The 14,969-nt window shown below is 70.5% G+C and carries 15 protein-coding genes; 4 read left to right on the top strand and 11 right to left on the bottom strand.

The window, feature by feature from the left end; genetic code table 11:
• Positions 1 to 2: 2 nt before the first annotated feature.
• From ITJ64_RS08270 to ITJ64_RS19325, 7 genes are all read right to left on the bottom strand, one after another.
• The gene (locus ITJ64_RS08270; protein ID WP_194680178.1) at positions 3 to 791 is read right to left on the bottom strand and encodes an enoyl-CoA hydratase/isomerase family protein; all 789 of its coding nucleotides are present in this window, start codon (positions 789 to 791) and stop codon (positions 3 to 5) included.
• The gene (locus ITJ64_RS08265; RefSeq protein WP_194680177.1) at positions 788 to 1,990 is read right to left on the bottom strand and encodes a carbohydrate ABC transporter substrate-binding protein; all 1,203 of its coding nucleotides are present in this window, start codon (positions 1,988 to 1,990) and stop codon (positions 788 to 790) included. Before ITJ64_RS08265 ends, ITJ64_RS08270 begins: the two co-directional genes overlap by 4 nt.
• Complete coding sequence (locus tag ITJ64_RS08260; protein ID WP_194680176.1) at positions 1,987 to 3,255, bottom strand: CaiB/BaiF CoA-transferase family protein; 1,269 nt, start codon at positions 3,253 to 3,255, stop codon at positions 1,987 to 1,989. The genes ITJ64_RS08265 and ITJ64_RS08260 overlap by 4 nt, the downstream gene beginning before the upstream one ends.
• Positions 3,256 to 3,355: 100 nt before the next feature.
• Positions 3,356 to 4,492 (bottom strand): aldose 1-epimerase family protein, encoded by a 1,137-nt coding sequence (locus ITJ64_RS08255; protein ID WP_228507749.1) that lies wholly within the window; start codon positions 4,490 to 4,492, stop codon positions 3,356 to 3,358.
• Positions 4,489 to 5,232 carry an SDR family NAD(P)-dependent oxidoreductase gene (locus ITJ64_RS08250; protein WP_216851607.1) on the bottom strand — a complete coding sequence of 248 codons (744 nt, stop codon included), beginning with the start codon at positions 5,230 to 5,232 and terminating at the stop codon, positions 4,489 to 4,491. Before ITJ64_RS08250 ends, ITJ64_RS08255 begins: the two co-directional genes overlap by 4 nt.
• Before the next feature lie 49 nt (positions 5,233 to 5,281).
• Positions 5,282 to 6,196 carry a sugar phosphate isomerase/epimerase gene (locus ITJ64_RS08245; RefSeq protein ID WP_173182316.1) on the bottom strand — a complete coding sequence of 305 codons (915 nt, stop codon included), beginning with the start codon at positions 6,194 to 6,196 and terminating at the stop codon, positions 5,282 to 5,284.
• Positions 6,197 to 6,272: 76 nt separating this feature from the next.
• Positions 6,273 to 7,373: a Gfo/Idh/MocA family protein gene (locus tag ITJ64_RS19325; protein WP_370545093.1), complete on the bottom strand. Its 1,101-nt coding sequence runs from the start codon at positions 7,371 to 7,373 to the stop codon at positions 6,273 to 6,275.
• A gap of 146 nt (positions 7,374 to 7,519) precedes the next feature.
• Here ITJ64_RS19325 and ITJ64_RS08235 point away from each other — a divergent pair, with 146 nt between their 5' ends.
• The 4 genes from ITJ64_RS08235 to ITJ64_RS08220 all read left to right on the top strand — a co-directional run bounded on the left by ITJ64_RS08235 (position 7,520) and on the right by ITJ64_RS08220 (position 12,405).
• Positions 7,520 to 8,605: a substrate-binding domain-containing protein gene (locus ITJ64_RS08235; protein WP_194680175.1), complete on the top strand. Its 1,086-nt coding sequence runs from the start codon at positions 7,520 to 7,522 to the stop codon at positions 8,603 to 8,605.
• A gap of 91 nt (positions 8,606 to 8,696) precedes the next feature.
• Positions 8,697 to 10,325 (top strand): sugar ABC transporter ATP-binding protein, encoded by a 1,629-nt coding sequence (locus ITJ64_RS08230; protein WP_194680174.1) that lies wholly within the window; start codon positions 8,697 to 8,699, stop codon positions 10,323 to 10,325.
• On the top strand, positions 10,322 to 11,362 hold the full coding sequence (locus ITJ64_RS08225; RefSeq protein WP_194680173.1) for an ABC transporter permease: 1,041 nt from the start codon (positions 10,322 to 10,324) through the stop codon (positions 11,360 to 11,362). The genes ITJ64_RS08230 and ITJ64_RS08225 overlap by 4 nt, the downstream gene beginning before the upstream one ends.
• Positions 11,359 to 12,405, top strand: coding sequence for an ABC transporter permease (locus ITJ64_RS08220; RefSeq protein ID WP_194680172.1), 1,047 nt, complete (start codon positions 11,359 to 11,361; stop codon positions 12,403 to 12,405). The genes ITJ64_RS08225 and ITJ64_RS08220 overlap by 4 nt, the downstream gene beginning before the upstream one ends.
• Positions 12,406 to 12,529: 124 nt before the next feature.
• On the opposite strand, the gene ITJ64_RS08215 is transcribed toward ITJ64_RS08220, so the two are convergent.
• Genes ITJ64_RS08215 through ITJ64_RS08205 form a run of 4 tightly spaced genes read right to left on the bottom strand, consistent with a single transcriptional unit; the run spans position 12,530 to position 14,854 of the window.
• A complete protein-coding gene (locus ITJ64_RS08215) occupies positions 12,530 to 13,087 on the bottom strand; it encodes a YbhB/YbcL family Raf kinase inhibitor-like protein (protein ID WP_194680171.1) in 558 nt (185 codons plus the stop codon).
• Between the two features lie 50 nt (positions 13,088 to 13,137).
• Positions 13,138 to 13,272 carry a hypothetical protein gene (locus ITJ64_RS19115; RefSeq protein WP_255524901.1) on the bottom strand — a complete coding sequence of 45 codons (135 nt, stop codon included), beginning with the start codon at positions 13,270 to 13,272 and terminating at the stop codon, positions 13,138 to 13,140.
• 2 nt (positions 13,273 to 13,274) lie between these two features.
• Positions 13,275 to 13,523: an acetate uptake transporter gene (locus ITJ64_RS08210; protein ID WP_194680170.1), complete on the bottom strand. Its 249-nt coding sequence runs from the start codon at positions 13,521 to 13,523 to the stop codon at positions 13,275 to 13,277.
• Positions 13,520 to 14,854: an MFS transporter gene (locus tag ITJ64_RS08205; RefSeq protein WP_194680169.1), complete on the bottom strand. Its 1,335-nt coding sequence runs from the start codon at positions 14,852 to 14,854 to the stop codon at positions 13,520 to 13,522. Before ITJ64_RS08205 ends, ITJ64_RS08210 begins: the two co-directional genes overlap by 4 nt.
• Positions 14,855 to 14,969: the final 115 nt, after the last annotated feature.

Raw genomic sequence — 14,969 nt, 5'->3', positions numbered from 1 at the left:
GCTCAGCGCCGACGGAAGACGCCGGGCCGCTTCTCGGCGAAGGCCGCGCGGCCCTCGGCGGCGTCGTCGGTGGCGAAGGTGACGGTCTGCAGGTCGCGCTCGTAGGCGATCGCCGCATCCTGGGGCAGGTTGTAGGCGGCCCGCAGGTTGGCCTTCGCCGTCTCGGCCGCGATCGGCGGGCGGGAGGCGATGGTGCGGCCGAGCTCGACGGCCCGCTCGAGCAGCGCGTCGGGCGCCACCAGCTCCGAGACGAGGCCCCAGGCCAGTGCCCGCTCGGCGTCGATCGGGTCGCCCGTCATCAGCATCAGCGCCGCGTTCGACGCGCCGATCGAGTGGGCGAGGAAGGTGCTCATGCCGCCGCCGCCGATCCAGCCGAGCTTGATCTCGGGCGCCGCGAACGACGCCGTGGTCGACGCGAGGCGGATGTCGCAGGTCATCGCCGTCTCGAGCCCGCCGCCGAAGGCGTAGCCGTTCACGGCCGCGATCACCGGCTTCCGCAGCAGCCGCAGGGCGTCGCAGTAGTCCTCGCGGTTGCGGAAGTCCCACGGGGTGGCGTACTTGTCGAGCGAGCGGATGTCCGAGCCGGCGCAGAAGGCCCGCTCCCCCGCCCCGGTCAGCACCAGCACGCGCACCTCGTCGCTGTCGTTCGCCCAGCCCGCGAGCTCGACCAGCGCATCCGACATCTCCTGGGTGACGGAGTTGAGCTTCTGCGGACGGTTCAGGGTGACGACGGCCACCTGGTCGACGAGCTCGACGAGGATCTCGTCGGTGGCGGGCACGGGTGCGGTCATGACAGGACTCCTCGGGGGTGGGTTCGCGCACGCGACGCCGGCACCGGCGCGCGCACGGGCTCGGTGGCCGCCGACCGTGCGCGAACCGACACGCGGAAGGCGGAGCGCAGCCGCTCGAGCCCCTCGGCGACGGGCAGGGCGCCGGCCACGACCTCGCGCACGAGCGCCGAGGCCGCCGACTGGAACGGGATGTAGCCCGAGTAGCGCGGCCGCACCCAGGACGACTCGATCGTCGCGAGCGTCGAAGCGTAGAAGCCGCTCGCGGCGCGGTCGACCTCGGGATCGGTCCAGGCCGAGCGGGCCGAGGGCTGGCCGGCGTGCCGGGGGATGAAGTCGCGCTGCGTCTCCTCCGAGAGCAGCCGCGTGATGTGCGCGACGAGCTGGGGGGTGACCTCCGCGCGGCGGCTGACCGCGATGCCGGTGCCGCCGATGGTCGAGCCGCGTCGGCCGCCGGGGAGGGCGGCGGGAGCATCCGCGAATCGCAGCACGGGCGTGGAGTAGGTGACGTAGCCGTAGACGAGGGGGAGGTACGCGATCTCGTCGGTGGACGTCATGCGCTCGAGCAGGGCGATCGGGTTCTGGGTGGCGCTGCCGGCGGGGGCGCGCCCACCGATCGAGCGCAGGATGTCGAGGGCGAGCGAGCCCGTGATGGTGGAGACGAAGGGCAGATCGGGGTGGTCGGCGACGGGTTCGCCGAGGGCGGCGCAGATCGACGCGAAGCTGAGGAACGCGTGGGGCCCCGCGAGGGAGAGCGCGACGGGCGCCTCGGCGGCGAGCTGCTCGACCTCGGCCCAGGTCGCGGGGGCGGCGACGCCCGGCAGCAGGTCGGTGCGGAGGGCGGCGACCTGAGTGGCCGCGTCCAGCGGCAGGGCCCACTGCCGGCCGAGCATCCGGTACGACTCGAACGACGGGCCCACCGAGGCGCCGGCCCAGCGCTCGAGGAGCTCGGGGCCGACGACGTCCTCCATCGGCTGCAGCGAGCCGAGCTCGAGCGCCTCGCCGAGGTGCGGGTGGTCGAGCACGATCAGGTCGAAGTCGCGGGCGAGCTCGTCGATCGGATGCGACTCGAAGTGCTCGAGGGAGTGCGCCTGCCAGTCGAGCTCGAGCGAGGCATCGGCTGCCGCGGCGGCCCGCAGAGCGTCGCGCCCGCGCGGGTGGTCCCAGGTGATGCCCCGGTAGGAGGGCGCCGTGCCGGTCATGCGGGTTCCGCGACCTCGGCCACGCCCGGCTCGGCCGCCACCACGCCCGCGTCGAGCAGGGCGTCGACCCGGTCGGCGGGCAGGCCCAGCTCGCCCAGGATCTCGCGCGTGTGCTCCCCCGTGAGCGGCGCCCCCCGGTCGATGCGCGCCGGCGTCTCCGACAGCTTGTACGGGAACCCGGGCGTCTTGACGAGCCCCTCGGTCGGGTGCTCGTACTCGATGAAGGTGCCGTTGTGCTTGATCTGCTCGTCGTCGACGAGGTCCTGGTAGCCGTAGACGGGCCCCGCCCAGATGCCGGCGGCGCCGAGCGCCTCGAGCCACTCGGCCGTCGAGCGCGTCGCGAGCCGCTCGGCGGTCTTGGCGTAGATCTCGTCGCGGTGGGTCCAGCTGTCGACCTCGGTGTCCATGCCGAGGAACCACTCCTCCTCGAGCACCTCGCCGAGCGTGTGCAGGTCGGGCATGGCGAGGGCGAGGTAGCCGTCGGTGGTCGAGAAGGTGCCGTAGGGCGCCCGGATGTAGACGTGCGCGTGCGGCTGCTCGCTGCGGTGCTGGCCCACGCCGCCCACGGTGAAGACCGAGAGCTCCTGCATCTGCAGCGTCGTGATGGCGTCGAGCATGTTCACCGAGACGAGCTGCCCCTGCCCGGTGCGCTCACGGTGGAACAGCGCGGCCAGCACGCCCTCGAACGCCGTCGAGGCGGTGACCGCGTCGACGAGGTACTGCCCGGCGGGGGTCGGCGGATGCCCGGCACTCCCCGAGGAGAGCATGGCCCCGCTCATCGCCTGCAGCAGCAGGTCCTGGCCCGGGCGGTTGCGGTAGGGCCCGTCCTCGCCGTAGCCCGAGATCGACACGTAGACGATCGACGGGTTGATGGCCCGGAGCGTCTCGTAGTCGACGCCGAGCCGGGCGGCGACGCCGGGCCGGTAGTTCTGCAGGAACACGTCGGCAGTCTTCACCAGCTCATAGAGGATCTCGCGGCCCTCGTCGGCCTTCAGGTCGACCCCGATGGAGCGCTTGTTGCGGTTCAGAGACAGGAACGAGACGTTGATCCGGTTGCCGGTCGCCCCGCCCGCCGCCGCGTGCCGCTGCCACTCGCCGCGGGTGGGCTCGACCTTGATCACGTCGGCGCCGAGGTCGCCGAGGCGCTGTGCCGCGAAGGGGCCCGCCATCGCGATCGAGCAGTCGAGCACCCGGATGCCCGAGAGCACCTCGGGGGCCGCCGAGGGGTCGCCCGACGGGGAGGCGGGGGTGGTGGTGTCGGTCATCGGTGACTCCTCGGTTCACGGGGGCCGCGCATCCGCTCGTCGCGGACTGGCAGCGCTAACATAAGACTATCGCCGGAGGCGGGAACAGGCACGGTGGCGCCTACTCGGGCTGTCCGTGAATGGCGCGGATCGCCTCGGTCGAGGCCCGCGTCTCGGCCGAGCCGTCGAGCACCCGCACCGTGGTGGAGTACTCGCGTCGCTCGCCGTGCTCGAGCCAGATCATCGACCCGTTCTCGCGGGCCGCGGCGTCGCCGTCGACGTGGTGGGTCGAGGGCTCGAGGCCCACGGCGTACTGGCCGCTGCGCAGGTTCTGCCACTCGAAGAAGTGCGGCATGCCCTCGGCGCTCCAGCTGACCTCGACCCCGCGGGAGTCGTCGGCGGCGACGAGCGCCACGCGGTGCCGGCCGTCGGCCCCGGCCACGAGCTCGTGCTCGAAGACCTGCTCGACGAAGCCCGGCTGCGGGGCCGGCAGCGTGCGGTACGACACGCCCTGCTCGGCGGCCGAGTCGGAGGACCAGAGGGTCTTAGCGATCGGCGCGACGAGCCGGGTGCCCTCGTCGACGAAGGGCCAGCCGATATTGAGGTGGTAGAGGAACATGTGCGGCGTCCGCTCGAAGCCGAGGTTCTCGACCGTGTCGTTCCAGCGGATCTCGCGACCGGTGAAGTCGAGCTCGACCGTGCGGGTAAGCTTCAAGTGCTCGCCGAACGAGGTCGCCTGCACCACCTCGCCGACGACCCGCAGCACCGAGTCGCCGGTGTCGGGGTCGACGATCTCGCGCGCCTCCAACAGCTTCGCCGGAATGGCGGTGAGCCGGCCGTGCAGGCCGTGGGTGACGCTCTGCTTGGGCGGGTAGCCGTACTGCTGCGCATCCACCTCGCCGCCGAAGAGGGTGTGGTCGAGCCCGCCGGTGACGAGCAGGCCGTCGAGGGCCCGCAGCCACGACAGGCCGCCCTCGTCGCTGTGCTCGTGCAGCCCGGGGTGCCGGAAGCCGTTGCCCGAGCGCCAGCCGAACGGCACGCCGCGAAGCCGCGCCGAGCCGAAGTCGAAGGCCCGGTCGACGAGCACCTCGAGCTCGAGGCCGGCCGCGGTGCGCAGCTCGAGGGCGCGCACACCCCGCTCCACGCCGTCGTCGAGAACCACCGAGCGGATGCCCGCCACCGCCGACAGGTCACCCGTGCGTTCGGCGAGCTCACGCCGGCTCAGCTGTTGCCCGAAGATCTCCACTGCATTCCTCATTCCATGATCCAGCCGCCGTCGACGTTGATGGTCTGGCCCGTCACGAACGACGAATCAGGGCCCACCAGGAACGATATGACGGCCGCGAGCTCGGCGTCGCTCCCCCGGCGCTTGAGCGCCTGGTGCTCGATGACGTGGGCCGAGTACTCGGCCGCGTCGCCCTGGATCTCCTCGGCCTTCGTCGGGAAGGCTCCGGGCGAGACCGCGTTCACCCGGATGCCGTGCTCGCCGAGCTCCCGGGCGAGCGCCCTCGTCAGCGCGACGGCGGCGCCCTTCGTCGAGACGTAGCTCGCGAGGTTCGACCAGCCGCCGTGCCAGGTGATGCTGCCGACGTTCACGATGGCACCGGAGCGGCGCGCGACCATGCCGCGCGCCGCCACCTGGGCGGCGTAGAAGTAGCCGCGCTGATTCACCGTGACGACGTCGTCGTACTCGGCGAGCGGGATCTCGAGGAAGGGGGTGCTGGGATAGATGGCCGCGTTGTTGATCAGCGCCTCGACCGGGCCGAAGTCCCGTTCGGTGCCCGCGACGGCCGCCTCGATGGCGTCGGAGTCGCGCAGGTCGACCTCGAGCATCCGCACCGGGAAGCCCTCGGCCTCCAGCTGCGCGGCGGTCTCGGCCAGATCCGCGCTCGCCCGACCGAGCGCACCGATGGCGAAGCCGTCGGCCCCCAGCCGGAGTGCCGTGGCCCGGCCGAGCGCGCCGCCCGCACCCGTGATGATCGCTACCTTGTCCTGCACGTGCATCCCTCTCGTGTCACCCGTCTCGCCGTCTGCCCCGCCGACCCGCCTAGATGTTGTACTTCTTGAGCGTATCGACGACGAACTGCTTGGCCCGCGGGATGTCGCTCTCGTCGAGGTGCTCGATGATCAGCGGCGCGTTCGGGTTCTGCTCGCTGAGACGCTGCAGGTAGAGGTCGTAGTCGAGCGAGCCGAGGCCGGCGGCCGGCAGCTCGATCTCGCCGACCCCGCGGAAGGTGTGCGAGGCCAGTGCGTCGTCGTCGCCGATGTCGGCGTGCTTCTCGCTCTTGTCGTCGCCCGCGCGCTTGACGTCCTTGGCGTGCGCCACGCGCACCCGGTCGCCCAGCACGTCGAAGACCTCGTTCAGCACGCCGGCCTGGTCGTCGATGTTGGTGGCGTCGAAGTAGTTCGTCGGGTCCATCAGCAGCTCGAGGCCCGGGGTGCGGATGTCGTTGAAGACGCGGGCGGTCTCGCGCACCGAGCCGATCACGTTGTTCACGTAGGTCTCGAGCAGGAAGGTCGCGCCGTGGTCGTAGGCCGTCTGCGCCAGCTCGGCGAGCACGGTGCGCACCTGCTCGTAGGCGTCCTCGGAGCGGTTGTGCGGGTCGTGGTCCCACTCGCTCTCAGCGTTGAAGGTGCCCGACTCGGAGATGACGTACTTCGAGCCGAAGTTGCGGGCGTTGCGGATGATCTCCTTGAGGTACTCGACGTTCGCCTTCCGGTGCTCGGGGTCGGGATGCACGATGTTCGTGTAGCCCGAGATGGCCGAGATCGGCAGGTCGTGGTCGCGGAAGGTGTCGCTGACGAGCTTCGCCTTCTCCTTGGTGATCTGGCCGGCGCCGAGGTCGAGATCCTTGAAGTGCAGGTCGAGCTGCACGGTGTTGAAGCCGTGGGCGCGGATCTTCTCCGCGGTCGTTTTGAGGTCGTAGGGGTAGTAGGCGGTGAAGATGCCGAGCTGAATCATGGCGTCGTTGCTCCTTGGTCGATTCGAGTGGGGTTCGGTGCTGCGTCGTTCGGTCGGGGTCGTACGTCGTGCGGGGTCAGACAGGGAACTCGTCGAGGCGCACCGGGCGCTTCTCGGCGATCGAGCGGTAGCCGGCCTCGATCAGCGCCATGGTGCGCACGTTGTCGGCGACGCTGAGCTCGGGGGCCGTGCCGGTCTCGACGGCGTGCTGCACCTGCTCCATCACGCCGATGAAGGCGTGCGGGAACCAGTGCGTGTCCCAGCTCGGCTCCACCCATTTGCCTCCGGTGGCGTGGGTCGAGGCATAGCGGATGCTCGACGGCACCCCGTGCGGCCAGCCGATGGTGCCCTGCGCGATGCCCGCGGTGCCCTCCACCCGCCAGCGGATGTAGAAGTCGTCGTCGAAGCCCTCCTCGCGGGGGCCGCCCCAGACGTCCTCGACGCTGAGCGCCAGCACGTCCCCGGGGAAGCGCAGCGTGGACACGACGATGCCGTCCTCGTGCTCGAACGTCGTGCGCGGATCGCGGCGGGTCACGGTGGAGATCTCGGAGGGGTCGCCGAACAGGAAGCGCAGCGCGTCGAGGTGGTGCACGCTCATGTTCGCCAGCGTCAGCCGGTCGTAGCCCTCGAGGAAGCCCTGCCAGTGCGGCACCGCGTGCATGTCGATCTGGGCGAACACGGGGTCGCCGAGCACGCCCGCGTCGAGCAGCTGCTTCAGCACCCGGATCGACTGGTCGTAGCGCATGTTTTGGTTGACGCTCAGGATGGTGCCGGCCGCGGCGGCCTCGTCGCGCAGGGCGATCGCCTCGTCGAGGTCGAGCGCCAGCGGCTTCTGCGCGAGCACCGCCTTGATGTGCGGCTGCGCCAGGGCGGCGCGGATGATCGCCGGCTGCTGATCGGGCGGGAACGCGATGTCGAGGATCTCCACGTCGGTGTCGGCGAGCAGCGCGTCGACGGTGTCGTGCACGGTGGGGATGCCGTAGCGCTCGGCCACGGCCCGGGCGTTCGCCGGGGTGCGGGAGGCGATGGCGACCACGGGGAAGCCCGCCTGCCGGTAGGCCTCGAGGTGCTGGTCGGCCATGATCGCGCCGGCCCCGACGCAGCCGATGCGGTGGCTGCGGGTGCGGATCGGCACGTCGGGCTCGAAGCTCACGGCCGGTGTCGTCGTCGAGGTCACGGTGTCTCCTATCGCGTCGTTGCGACTCGTCTGCTGCGAACCTAGTGGATCACAATGGGAAATGCTAGCGCTACTGGCAGCGCTGCCATTAATCGGCTAGTGTGCCGACCACGCCCTGCACCATCGGCGATTTCAAAGGAGAAATCATGCAGCGACCCCAGCACGCCCGTCACTTCGCGAGGGGAGCCGCCGTCCTCGCGGCCGCCTCCTCGCTCGCCCTCCTCGCCGGCTGCACCAGCGCCCCGGCCGAAGGAGGCGGAGGTTCCGACGCCGCCGGCGGCGACGGCAAGTTCGTCATCGGCTTCGAGCAGCCGCTCGGCGGCCAGGCCTGGCGCGAGATGGGCCTCGCCTCGCTGCAGGCCCTCGCCAACTCGCCCGAGTACAAGGACAAGGTCGAGGTCAAGATCGTCCGCACCAACGACAACGACGCGGCCCAGCAGAACGCGGCGATGCAGAACCTGATCGCCGACGGCGTCGACCTGATCCTGTTCGACCCGGCCTCGTCCTCCGGCGCCGACGCCGCCATCACCCAGGCGACGGCGCAGGGCATCCCGGTCATCGCCAACGGCGGCCCCTACGACAGCGACGACGTCTACGTGGTCTCGACCGACTGGGCGAACGCCGGCACGATCGGCGCCGACTGGCTGCTCGAGAACCTCGGCGACGACAAGAACATCGCGGTGCTCGAGGGCCTGGCCGGAGTGCCGCTGAACGAGGGCACCATGCCCGGCGTGATCGAGACGCTCGAGGGCGGCGGCGCGACCGTCGTGGCGCAGGACACCAACGGCTGGAACGAGGCCACCGCCCAGGAGGCGATGTCGACCATCCTGCGCTCGAACCCCGACGTCGGCGGCGTGTACTCCTTCCTCACCGGCGGCCAGGGCGTGCCGGAGGCCTTCAAGGCGGCCGGGCTGCCGTTCGTGCCGGTCGTCGGTGGCTCCGGCTACAACGGCGAGGCCTGCACCCTGGCCGAGTACGCCCCCGACGGCCTCACGGGCAACATGGTCTTCGGCCAGCCCGCCATCTACGCGAAGGGCCTCGAGCAGGCCGTCGCGCTGCTCGAGGGCGAGGAGATCGAGAAGGAGCAGTACTTCCCGCCGCTGGAGATCACCGAGGAGAACGCCGCCGACTACTGCCTTGCCGACATGCCGAACAACTTCCAGCTCGGCTACGACTTCCCCGGCCTCGACCTCACGCTCGACCAGGTCATGGAGTACTACTCGGGCTCCTGAGCCCGGGCGCCGACCTCTCGGCGGATGTCGCGGCTCAGGCCGCGGCATCCGCCCTCCTCTCCTCGACTCCCACCGAATTCTGGAGGCTTCCGTGTCGACACCGACACCCGCACCCCCCATCGCGACCGGCGCTTCGACGGCGTCGGCGAGCGCGCCGCAGACCGCCCCGCCGGATGCCCGTCCCGCCGCCCCTCCCGCCGACGCCCTCCTCGTCGCCACCGACCTGGTGAAGAGCTACGGCCCCGTCAAGGCCGTGCAGGGCGTCACCTTCCACTGCAACCCCGGCGAGGTGCTGGCCCTGGTCGGCGAGAACGGCGCGGGCAAGAGCACCGTGGCCAAGATGCTCGCCGGCGCGGTCACCCCCACCAGCGGCACCATCATCGTCGGCGGTGAGCCGCTCGCGTCGGGCAGCGTCAAGCAGTCCCGCCTCTCCGGCGTGCGCTGCGCCTTCCAGGAGCTGGCCCTCGTGCCCGACTGGACCGTGGCCGAGAACCTCTCCCTCCCCGACGGCGCTCCCCTGCGCGGCTTCTCGCAGAAGAAGTCGGTGGCGGCAGCATCCGCTCTGCTGAGTGCTTTCGACCTCCCCCACATCGACCCGCGCGCCGCCGTCGGCACCCTCTCGCTCGCCGACCGGCAGCTGGTGGAGATCGCCCGCGCGCTCGCCGGGAAGCCCCGCCTGCTCATCCTCGACGAAGCCTCCTCGGCCCTCACGCCGCCCGGCGTGCAGTGGCTGTTCACGCGCATCCGGGAGCTCACCGCCGCCGGCGGCAGCGTGATCTACGTCTCGCACCGCCTGGGTGAGATCGCCGAGATCGCCGACCGCGGCACCGTGCTGCGCGACGGCCAGGTGGCCGGCGAGTTCGTGCGCGGCGGCTGGACCGACGACGAGCTCATCTCGCTGATGGCCGGCCGGGAGGCCGAGCGCTTCTTCCCCGATCCGCCCGAGCGAACGACGGATGCGGTGGCCCTGTCGGTCACCGAGCTCCGTTCCGAGGGCCTCGACGGGGTCAGCCTGTCGCTCGGCGCGGGCGAGATCCTCGGCATCGGCGGCCTGCAGGGCCACGGCCAGGCCGAGCTGCTGCGCGCCCTCTTCGGCGCCGCCCCCGCGGTCGCCGACGAGTGGACGATCGCCGGCCGCCGCATCAAGGGCACCACCCCGGTGCGCTCCGTGCGCCACGGCCTCGGCTACGTGCCCGAAGACCGCAAACGCGAGGGCCTCGCCCTCGAGATGAGCGTCGGCGAGAACCTCCTCGCCCCCTGGCTGAAGGCCTACCAGCTCGGTGGGCGACCCCGCCTGGCGATGGAGCGAGGCTGGATCGACGGCATCCTGAGCGCTCTGTCGGTGCGCACGCGCGGCTCGAACGAGCTGGCCGGATCGCTCTCGGGCGGCAACCAGCAGAAGCTCGTGTTCGGTCGCTGGATGGATCGCTCGCGGACGGTCATCCTGCTGCACGACCCCACCCGCGGCATCGACGTGCGCGCCAAGCAGGAGCTCTACGGGGCGATCGTCGACCTCGCGAAGCAGGGTGTGGGCATCCTGTGGTTCTCGACCGAGGTGGAGGAGCTCGTGCACGTCTGCCACCGGGTGGTCGTGCTCTACCAGGGCAAGGTCGCCGACGAGCTCACCGGTGGGCGGCTGACGGCGGATGCGATCGTCGGCGCCGCGGTCGGCTCCACGGGCTCCATCAGTCTCACCACCGACGAGGAGGATCTCCGATGACCGCCATCTCCCCGCCTCGCGCACCATCCACGCCGCCTCCTCCGCCGCCGCCGCCGCGCCGTCGCGGCTGGAACAGCACCGGCCTCACCCGCCTGCGCCGCGAGGGCGCCATCGCGCCGATCGCCGCGTTCGCGGTGTTCTTCGTGGTCTACGTCATCATCAACCCCGAGCTGCTCACGCGGTTCCAGCTGCAGACGGCCTCGAACCTCGTGGTGCCGCTCGCCCTGGTGGCGCTCGGGCAGCTCGTGGTGGTGCTCGTCGGCGGCATCGACATCTCGATCGGCGCCGTCATGAGCCTCTGCAACGTGGTGTTCGCCACGCAGCTGCTCACCCTGCCGGTGCCCGTGGCGATCCTGCTCGCGGTGCTGGTGGGGCTCGGATGCGGCCTGTTCAACGGCTTCCTCGTCGCGTACGCCGGGTTGCCGGCCATCGCGGTCACCCTGGCGAGCGCGTTCATCTTCGGCTCGCTGGCCCGCGAGGTGCTCGACCGGCCGGGCGGCGGCGTCACGAAGGAGATCTACCTCGCCACCAGCGGCGAGCTGCTGCCCTTCGTACCGGTGGCGCTGGTGTGGCTCGCGGTGATCGCCGTGGGGCTGTGGCTGCTGCTGCAGCGCACGGCACTCGGCCGGCACATCTACGGCGTCGGCTCGAACATGGAGAGCGTGCGTGCCGCCGGCATCAACGCCCGGCTCACCAAGCTGCTCGCCTTCGGACTGGCCGGCGTGCTGACCTCGTTCGGCGCCATGATGCTCGCCTCCTCGACCGTCACGGGCGACCCGCGCTCGGGCGACCCGTACCTCCTGTCGTCGATCGCCGCCGTGGCCCTCGCGGGCGCCGCCTTCACCGGCGGGCGCGGCAGCATCATCGGCACCATCCTGGCGGCCTGCACCCTGGGTCTCATCGGCAACCTGCTGTTCTTCGCCGGGGTCAACTCGTACTGGCAGTACGTCATCAGCGCACTGATCATCGTGGCGGTCGTGGGACTGCCCGTCGTGTGGCGCAGAGTCGCGTTCCGCGTGAAGGGAATCCGTTCATGACCACCGTCGCTCCTCCCTCATCTCCTTCTCCGTCGTCCTCTTCGTCGCCGTCTCCGGATGCGGGCACGTCGACCACGGGCGCCGTCGGCCGACCGTCGTTCGGTTCGATCCTGGGCCGGGTCCCCCGCGCCGTCTGGCCGCTGGTGGCGTTCCTGGTGCTGTTCGCGATCGGCGGGCTGATCCGGCCCAACCTGGTGACCGTGGAGTCGCTGATCGGCACGGCGACCTTCGCGATCATCCTGGCCATCGCCTCGTTCGGGCAGACGATCGCGGTCATCCAGGCGGGCATCGACCTGTCGGTGCCGAACACGATCGGCCTGTCGGCGCTGGCCTTCCTGGCTCTGGTCGGGCCGCTCGGCCCGCTCGGCGCCTTCGTGGCCGCCCTGGCAGCGGGTGCGGTGATCGGCTTCTTCAACGGCGCCGTGATCGCCAAGCTCGGCCTCACGCCCATCGTCACGACGATCGCGATGAACGGGCTCTTGTTCGGAGTCATCCTGCTGGCGTTCAACTTCTCGGAGCTCACCGTCACGCCCGACTTCGTGATCGCGATCACCTCGGCCAAGCTCTCCGTCCTCGGCATCTCGATGCCGGCGGTGCTCCCGCTCGGCCTCGCCCTGATGGTGGTGCTGCAGCTGGTGCTCTCGTTCACCGGCTGGGGCCGCTCGCTGTTCGTGGTGGGAGCCGCGGCCGAGACCGCGCGACTGGCAGGGCTGCCGGTCGACCGCATCCGCATCACCGGCTACATGCTGAGCGGCGCCCTCGCGGCCTTCGCCGGCATCGTGATCGTGGGCTACTACCAGCAGGCCTCGGCCACCATGGGCGCGAGCTACCTGCTCTCGTCGGTGGCGGCGGTCGTGGTGGGCGGCGCCTCCATCTTCGGCGGCCGCGGCTCGGTCGTCGGCACCGTCGGCGGAGCGCTCGTGCTGGCGCAGGTGGCGACGCTCGTCACGGTGCTGAACCTCGGCTCGAACATCCAGCAGCTCATCTACGGGGCGATCATCCTCGTGGTGATCTCGCTGTATGGCCGCCGCCGCGCGGCCTGACCCGAGTGGCCGTGAAGCGCTCGGTGTTTGAGCACTCCACGACAACCATCGGCGCTCCTCGCAGGGTCTGCGCCGCGGTCATCTGCCCAGAAACGCAAGCCATCCGAACAGGCCCGCCGCCTCGTCATGAGCCTGTTGTCAGCGGCTCGGGCGTGCCGTCCGTTGCTGTCTGGGTGAGACCGATCAGTTGGGCACGGCCGATGATGTGCGGGCGCAGGCGGAGGCCGACGATCGCCGGGGTCACGTCCGATGCGACCTCGAGGGTGGGCACATCCAGGGCACTGAGCGTGTAGGTGTAGCGGTGGGGACCGGTACCGGCGGGCGGCGCGGCGCCGATGAACACGTCGGTGCCGTACTCGTTGCGGCGGCGAGCCGCGCCGGCGGGCAGGAGGGAATCATCGGTGCCAGCGCCGGCGGGCAGCGAAGTGACGTCGCCTGGGATGTCAATGAGGGTCCAGTGCCAGAAGCCGGAGCCGCTCGGGGCGTCGGGGTCGAAGACGGTGAGCACGTAGCTCTTGGTACCGGCGGGGGCGCCTTCCCAGTGGAGCTCCGGGGAGCGGTCCTCGCCGCCGGCAGCTGCGCCGCGCACCCAGAGCGGCAGTTCGCCGCCGTTGGTGAAGTCGGGGCTGGTGAGGCTGAAGGCCGGAACGCTCGGGAGCTTCCAGTTGGGATCGTTGGTCATGGCAGTGCCTCTCGTTTCGGGGTCATCGGTCGGGGGTCAGGGGGCGGGGATCAGGCGTCGCGGCTGCCGAGGGGGATGATCGACCGGCGCCAGGTGGCGTTCACCACGGAGGCGAAGCATCCGTAGAGGCCGAGCACGCCGACGATGAGGCCGGTGTAGCCGGCGATCCGGGTGATGCAGGGCACGATCATAAAGGTCGTGAACACAGCCCAGAGCATGAGGAATGTGCCCATCCCCGCTCCCCGGCTTCCTTGAGGATCTCGGGGTTGGTGATGGTCCACCAGCAGGCAAGCCAGAACGCCCCATAGGAGACGAACGCGAGGGCGCCGAAGGTGTTGGCCTGCACGAACTCCCAGATGCCAGCGATCAGCTGGGCGATGCCGCCGTAGAACAGGCCGAGGCCGAGCACGGCCGTGGCGGGGGTGGTGTCGGTCATGGTGCGGGTCTCTTTTCAGGGCTGATGACGGGGCTTGGTGGTTCGTGCCGCTGAGTGCGGCGGGCATCCCTGTTCGGGAGTGCCTGCACGGCGACGCCGATGACGGCGACAGCGACGACCGCGGCCGCGTAGAGCAGGACGGCAGCTGAAAGTCCAAGGGGCGTGATGAAAAGACCCGCGCCGATCGCGGGGATTCCGAAGGCGAGGTAGTTGACGACGTAGATCGCGGAGAACAGCTCTCCGCGTTCGTGAGCTCGGGCATGCGGGATGACGAGCCCGACGGCGCCGGCGAATGCCATGCCGAAACCGGCGCCACTCACGACGGTTCCGATGATCAGGAGCACGACCGAGCCGTTCTGGATCGCGAGAATGCCGCTGAGCATGCCCAGGGCGATCAAGAGCACTCCGATGGTCGCGCCGGTACGGGCGCGGAGTCGCTGGCTGATGATGACCGTGACCGCACCTGTGGCGGAGAGGCCAGCGATGAGGAGGCTGGTGTCGAGTTCATCGGTGATGGCGAGCAGGTCTCGAGCTGTCTCGCCGACGACGGAGAGGTAGAACCCGCCGGCCATCCATACGGCGACCGCGATGGGGATTGCCTTCCAGAACGCCCGTCTGGCTGCGCGGGGAACGGCGACTCGCGGGGTGAGGCTGCGGGCTGCGCCTGGCCGCTTGGATGACGATTCCCGTACCGCTGCGATCCCGGCCAGGCCGATCGCGAAAAGGACTGCCAGGACGGCGAAGATGACTGGTTTGGGGTCGGGCTGGAACTCGGCGATAGTTCCGGCGAAGACAGCTCCTGCGGCAAGGCCTGCGAGCGGTCCGACGCTTCCGAGGGTGGCGGTTAGACGAGCGCGGTGTTCGCCCGCGAAGTCGGCGATGGCGGCGGAGATCGCACCGGTCGCTGCTCCTGTTGCGAGTCCCTGCAGGGTGCGAGCGATGACGAAGACCCAGATGTTCTCGGAAACCAAGAAGATGATCATGGATGCGAGCTCGAGGGTTGTGGCGGCCAGGATCACGGGGCGGCGGCCGATGTGGTCGGAAAGCCGCCCGACCACCAGTAACGCCACCAGAATGGCGAGGGCGTAGACCGCGAACGCGAAGGTGAGAAGCCACGGCTGAAATCCCCACTCCTTCAATAGGAGGGGAAGCAGGGGGGACGGTGCTGCTGCCGCGGCGAAGAACAGGAAGAGGACGCTGGTCATCGCTGTCAGCCCGTAAGTGTCGGAGTGGCGACCTCGTCGCCGCTGCGGCGCGTGCCGGGTGGTGGTCGCGCTGCGCTGCGCTGATGGTGCGATGGGGTCCTCGCCGGGGCCGGTGAGGTGGGGCATGCGGCATTGTCCTTTGCTCGGGCGGCAACGTCTGGACCCGGAGGGTCTGCGCTGGTCAGAGCGACAGTAGAAGCAGCGTTGCCGAGCTCACATCCCCCGGTTTGGCCGCCGACCT

Origin of the sequence: Herbiconiux sp. VKM Ac-1786, assembly GCF_015350805.1 — a bacterium.
GTDB lineage: Bacteria > Actinomycetota > Actinomycetes > Actinomycetales > Microbacteriaceae > Herbiconiux.
This window is presented reverse-complemented; position numbering and strand designations above follow the sequence as displayed.

Bases quoted from the DNA above. Each gene is read 5' to 3' on its own strand.
- ITJ64_RS08265 (WP_194680177.1), bottom strand. From the start codon at position 1,990: ATGACCGGCACGGCGCCCTCCTACCGGGGCATCACCTGGGACCACCCG.
- ITJ64_RS08205 (WP_194680169.1), bottom strand. From the start codon at position 14,854: ATGCCCCACCTCACCGGCCCCGGCGAGGACCCCATCGCACCATCAGCG.
- ITJ64_RS08225 (WP_194680173.1), top strand. From the start codon at position 10,322: ATGACCGCCATCTCCCCGCCTCGCGCACCATCCACGCCGCCTCCTCCG.
- ITJ64_RS08270 (WP_194680178.1), bottom strand. From the start codon at position 791: ATGACCGCACCCGTGCCCGCCACCGACGAGATCCTCGTCGAGCTCGTC.
- ITJ64_RS08215 (WP_194680171.1), bottom strand. From the start codon at position 13,087: ATGACCAACGATCCCAACTGGAAGCTCCCGAGCGTTCCGGCCTTCAGC.
- ITJ64_RS08220 (WP_194680172.1), top strand. From the start codon at position 11,359: ATGACCACCGTCGCTCCTCCCTCATCTCCTTCTCCGTCGTCCTCTTCG.
- ITJ64_RS08210 (WP_194680170.1), bottom strand. From the start codon at position 13,523: ATGACCGACACCACCCCCGCCACGGCCGTGCTCGGCCTCGGCCTGTTC.
- ITJ64_RS08255 (WP_228507749.1), bottom strand. From the start codon at position 4,492: ATGAGGAATGCAGTGGAGATCTTCGGGCAACAGCTGAGCCGGCGTGAG.
- ITJ64_RS08260 (WP_194680176.1), bottom strand. From the start codon at position 3,255: ATGACCGACACCACCACCCCCGCCTCCCCGTCGGGCGACCCCTCGGCG.
- ITJ64_RS08235 (WP_194680175.1), top strand. From the start codon at position 7,520: ATGCAGCGACCCCAGCACGCCCGTCACTTCGCGAGGGGAGCCGCCGTC.
- ITJ64_RS08245 (WP_173182316.1), bottom strand. From the start codon at position 6,196: ATGATTCAGCTCGGCATCTTCACCGCCTACTACCCCTACGACCTCAAA.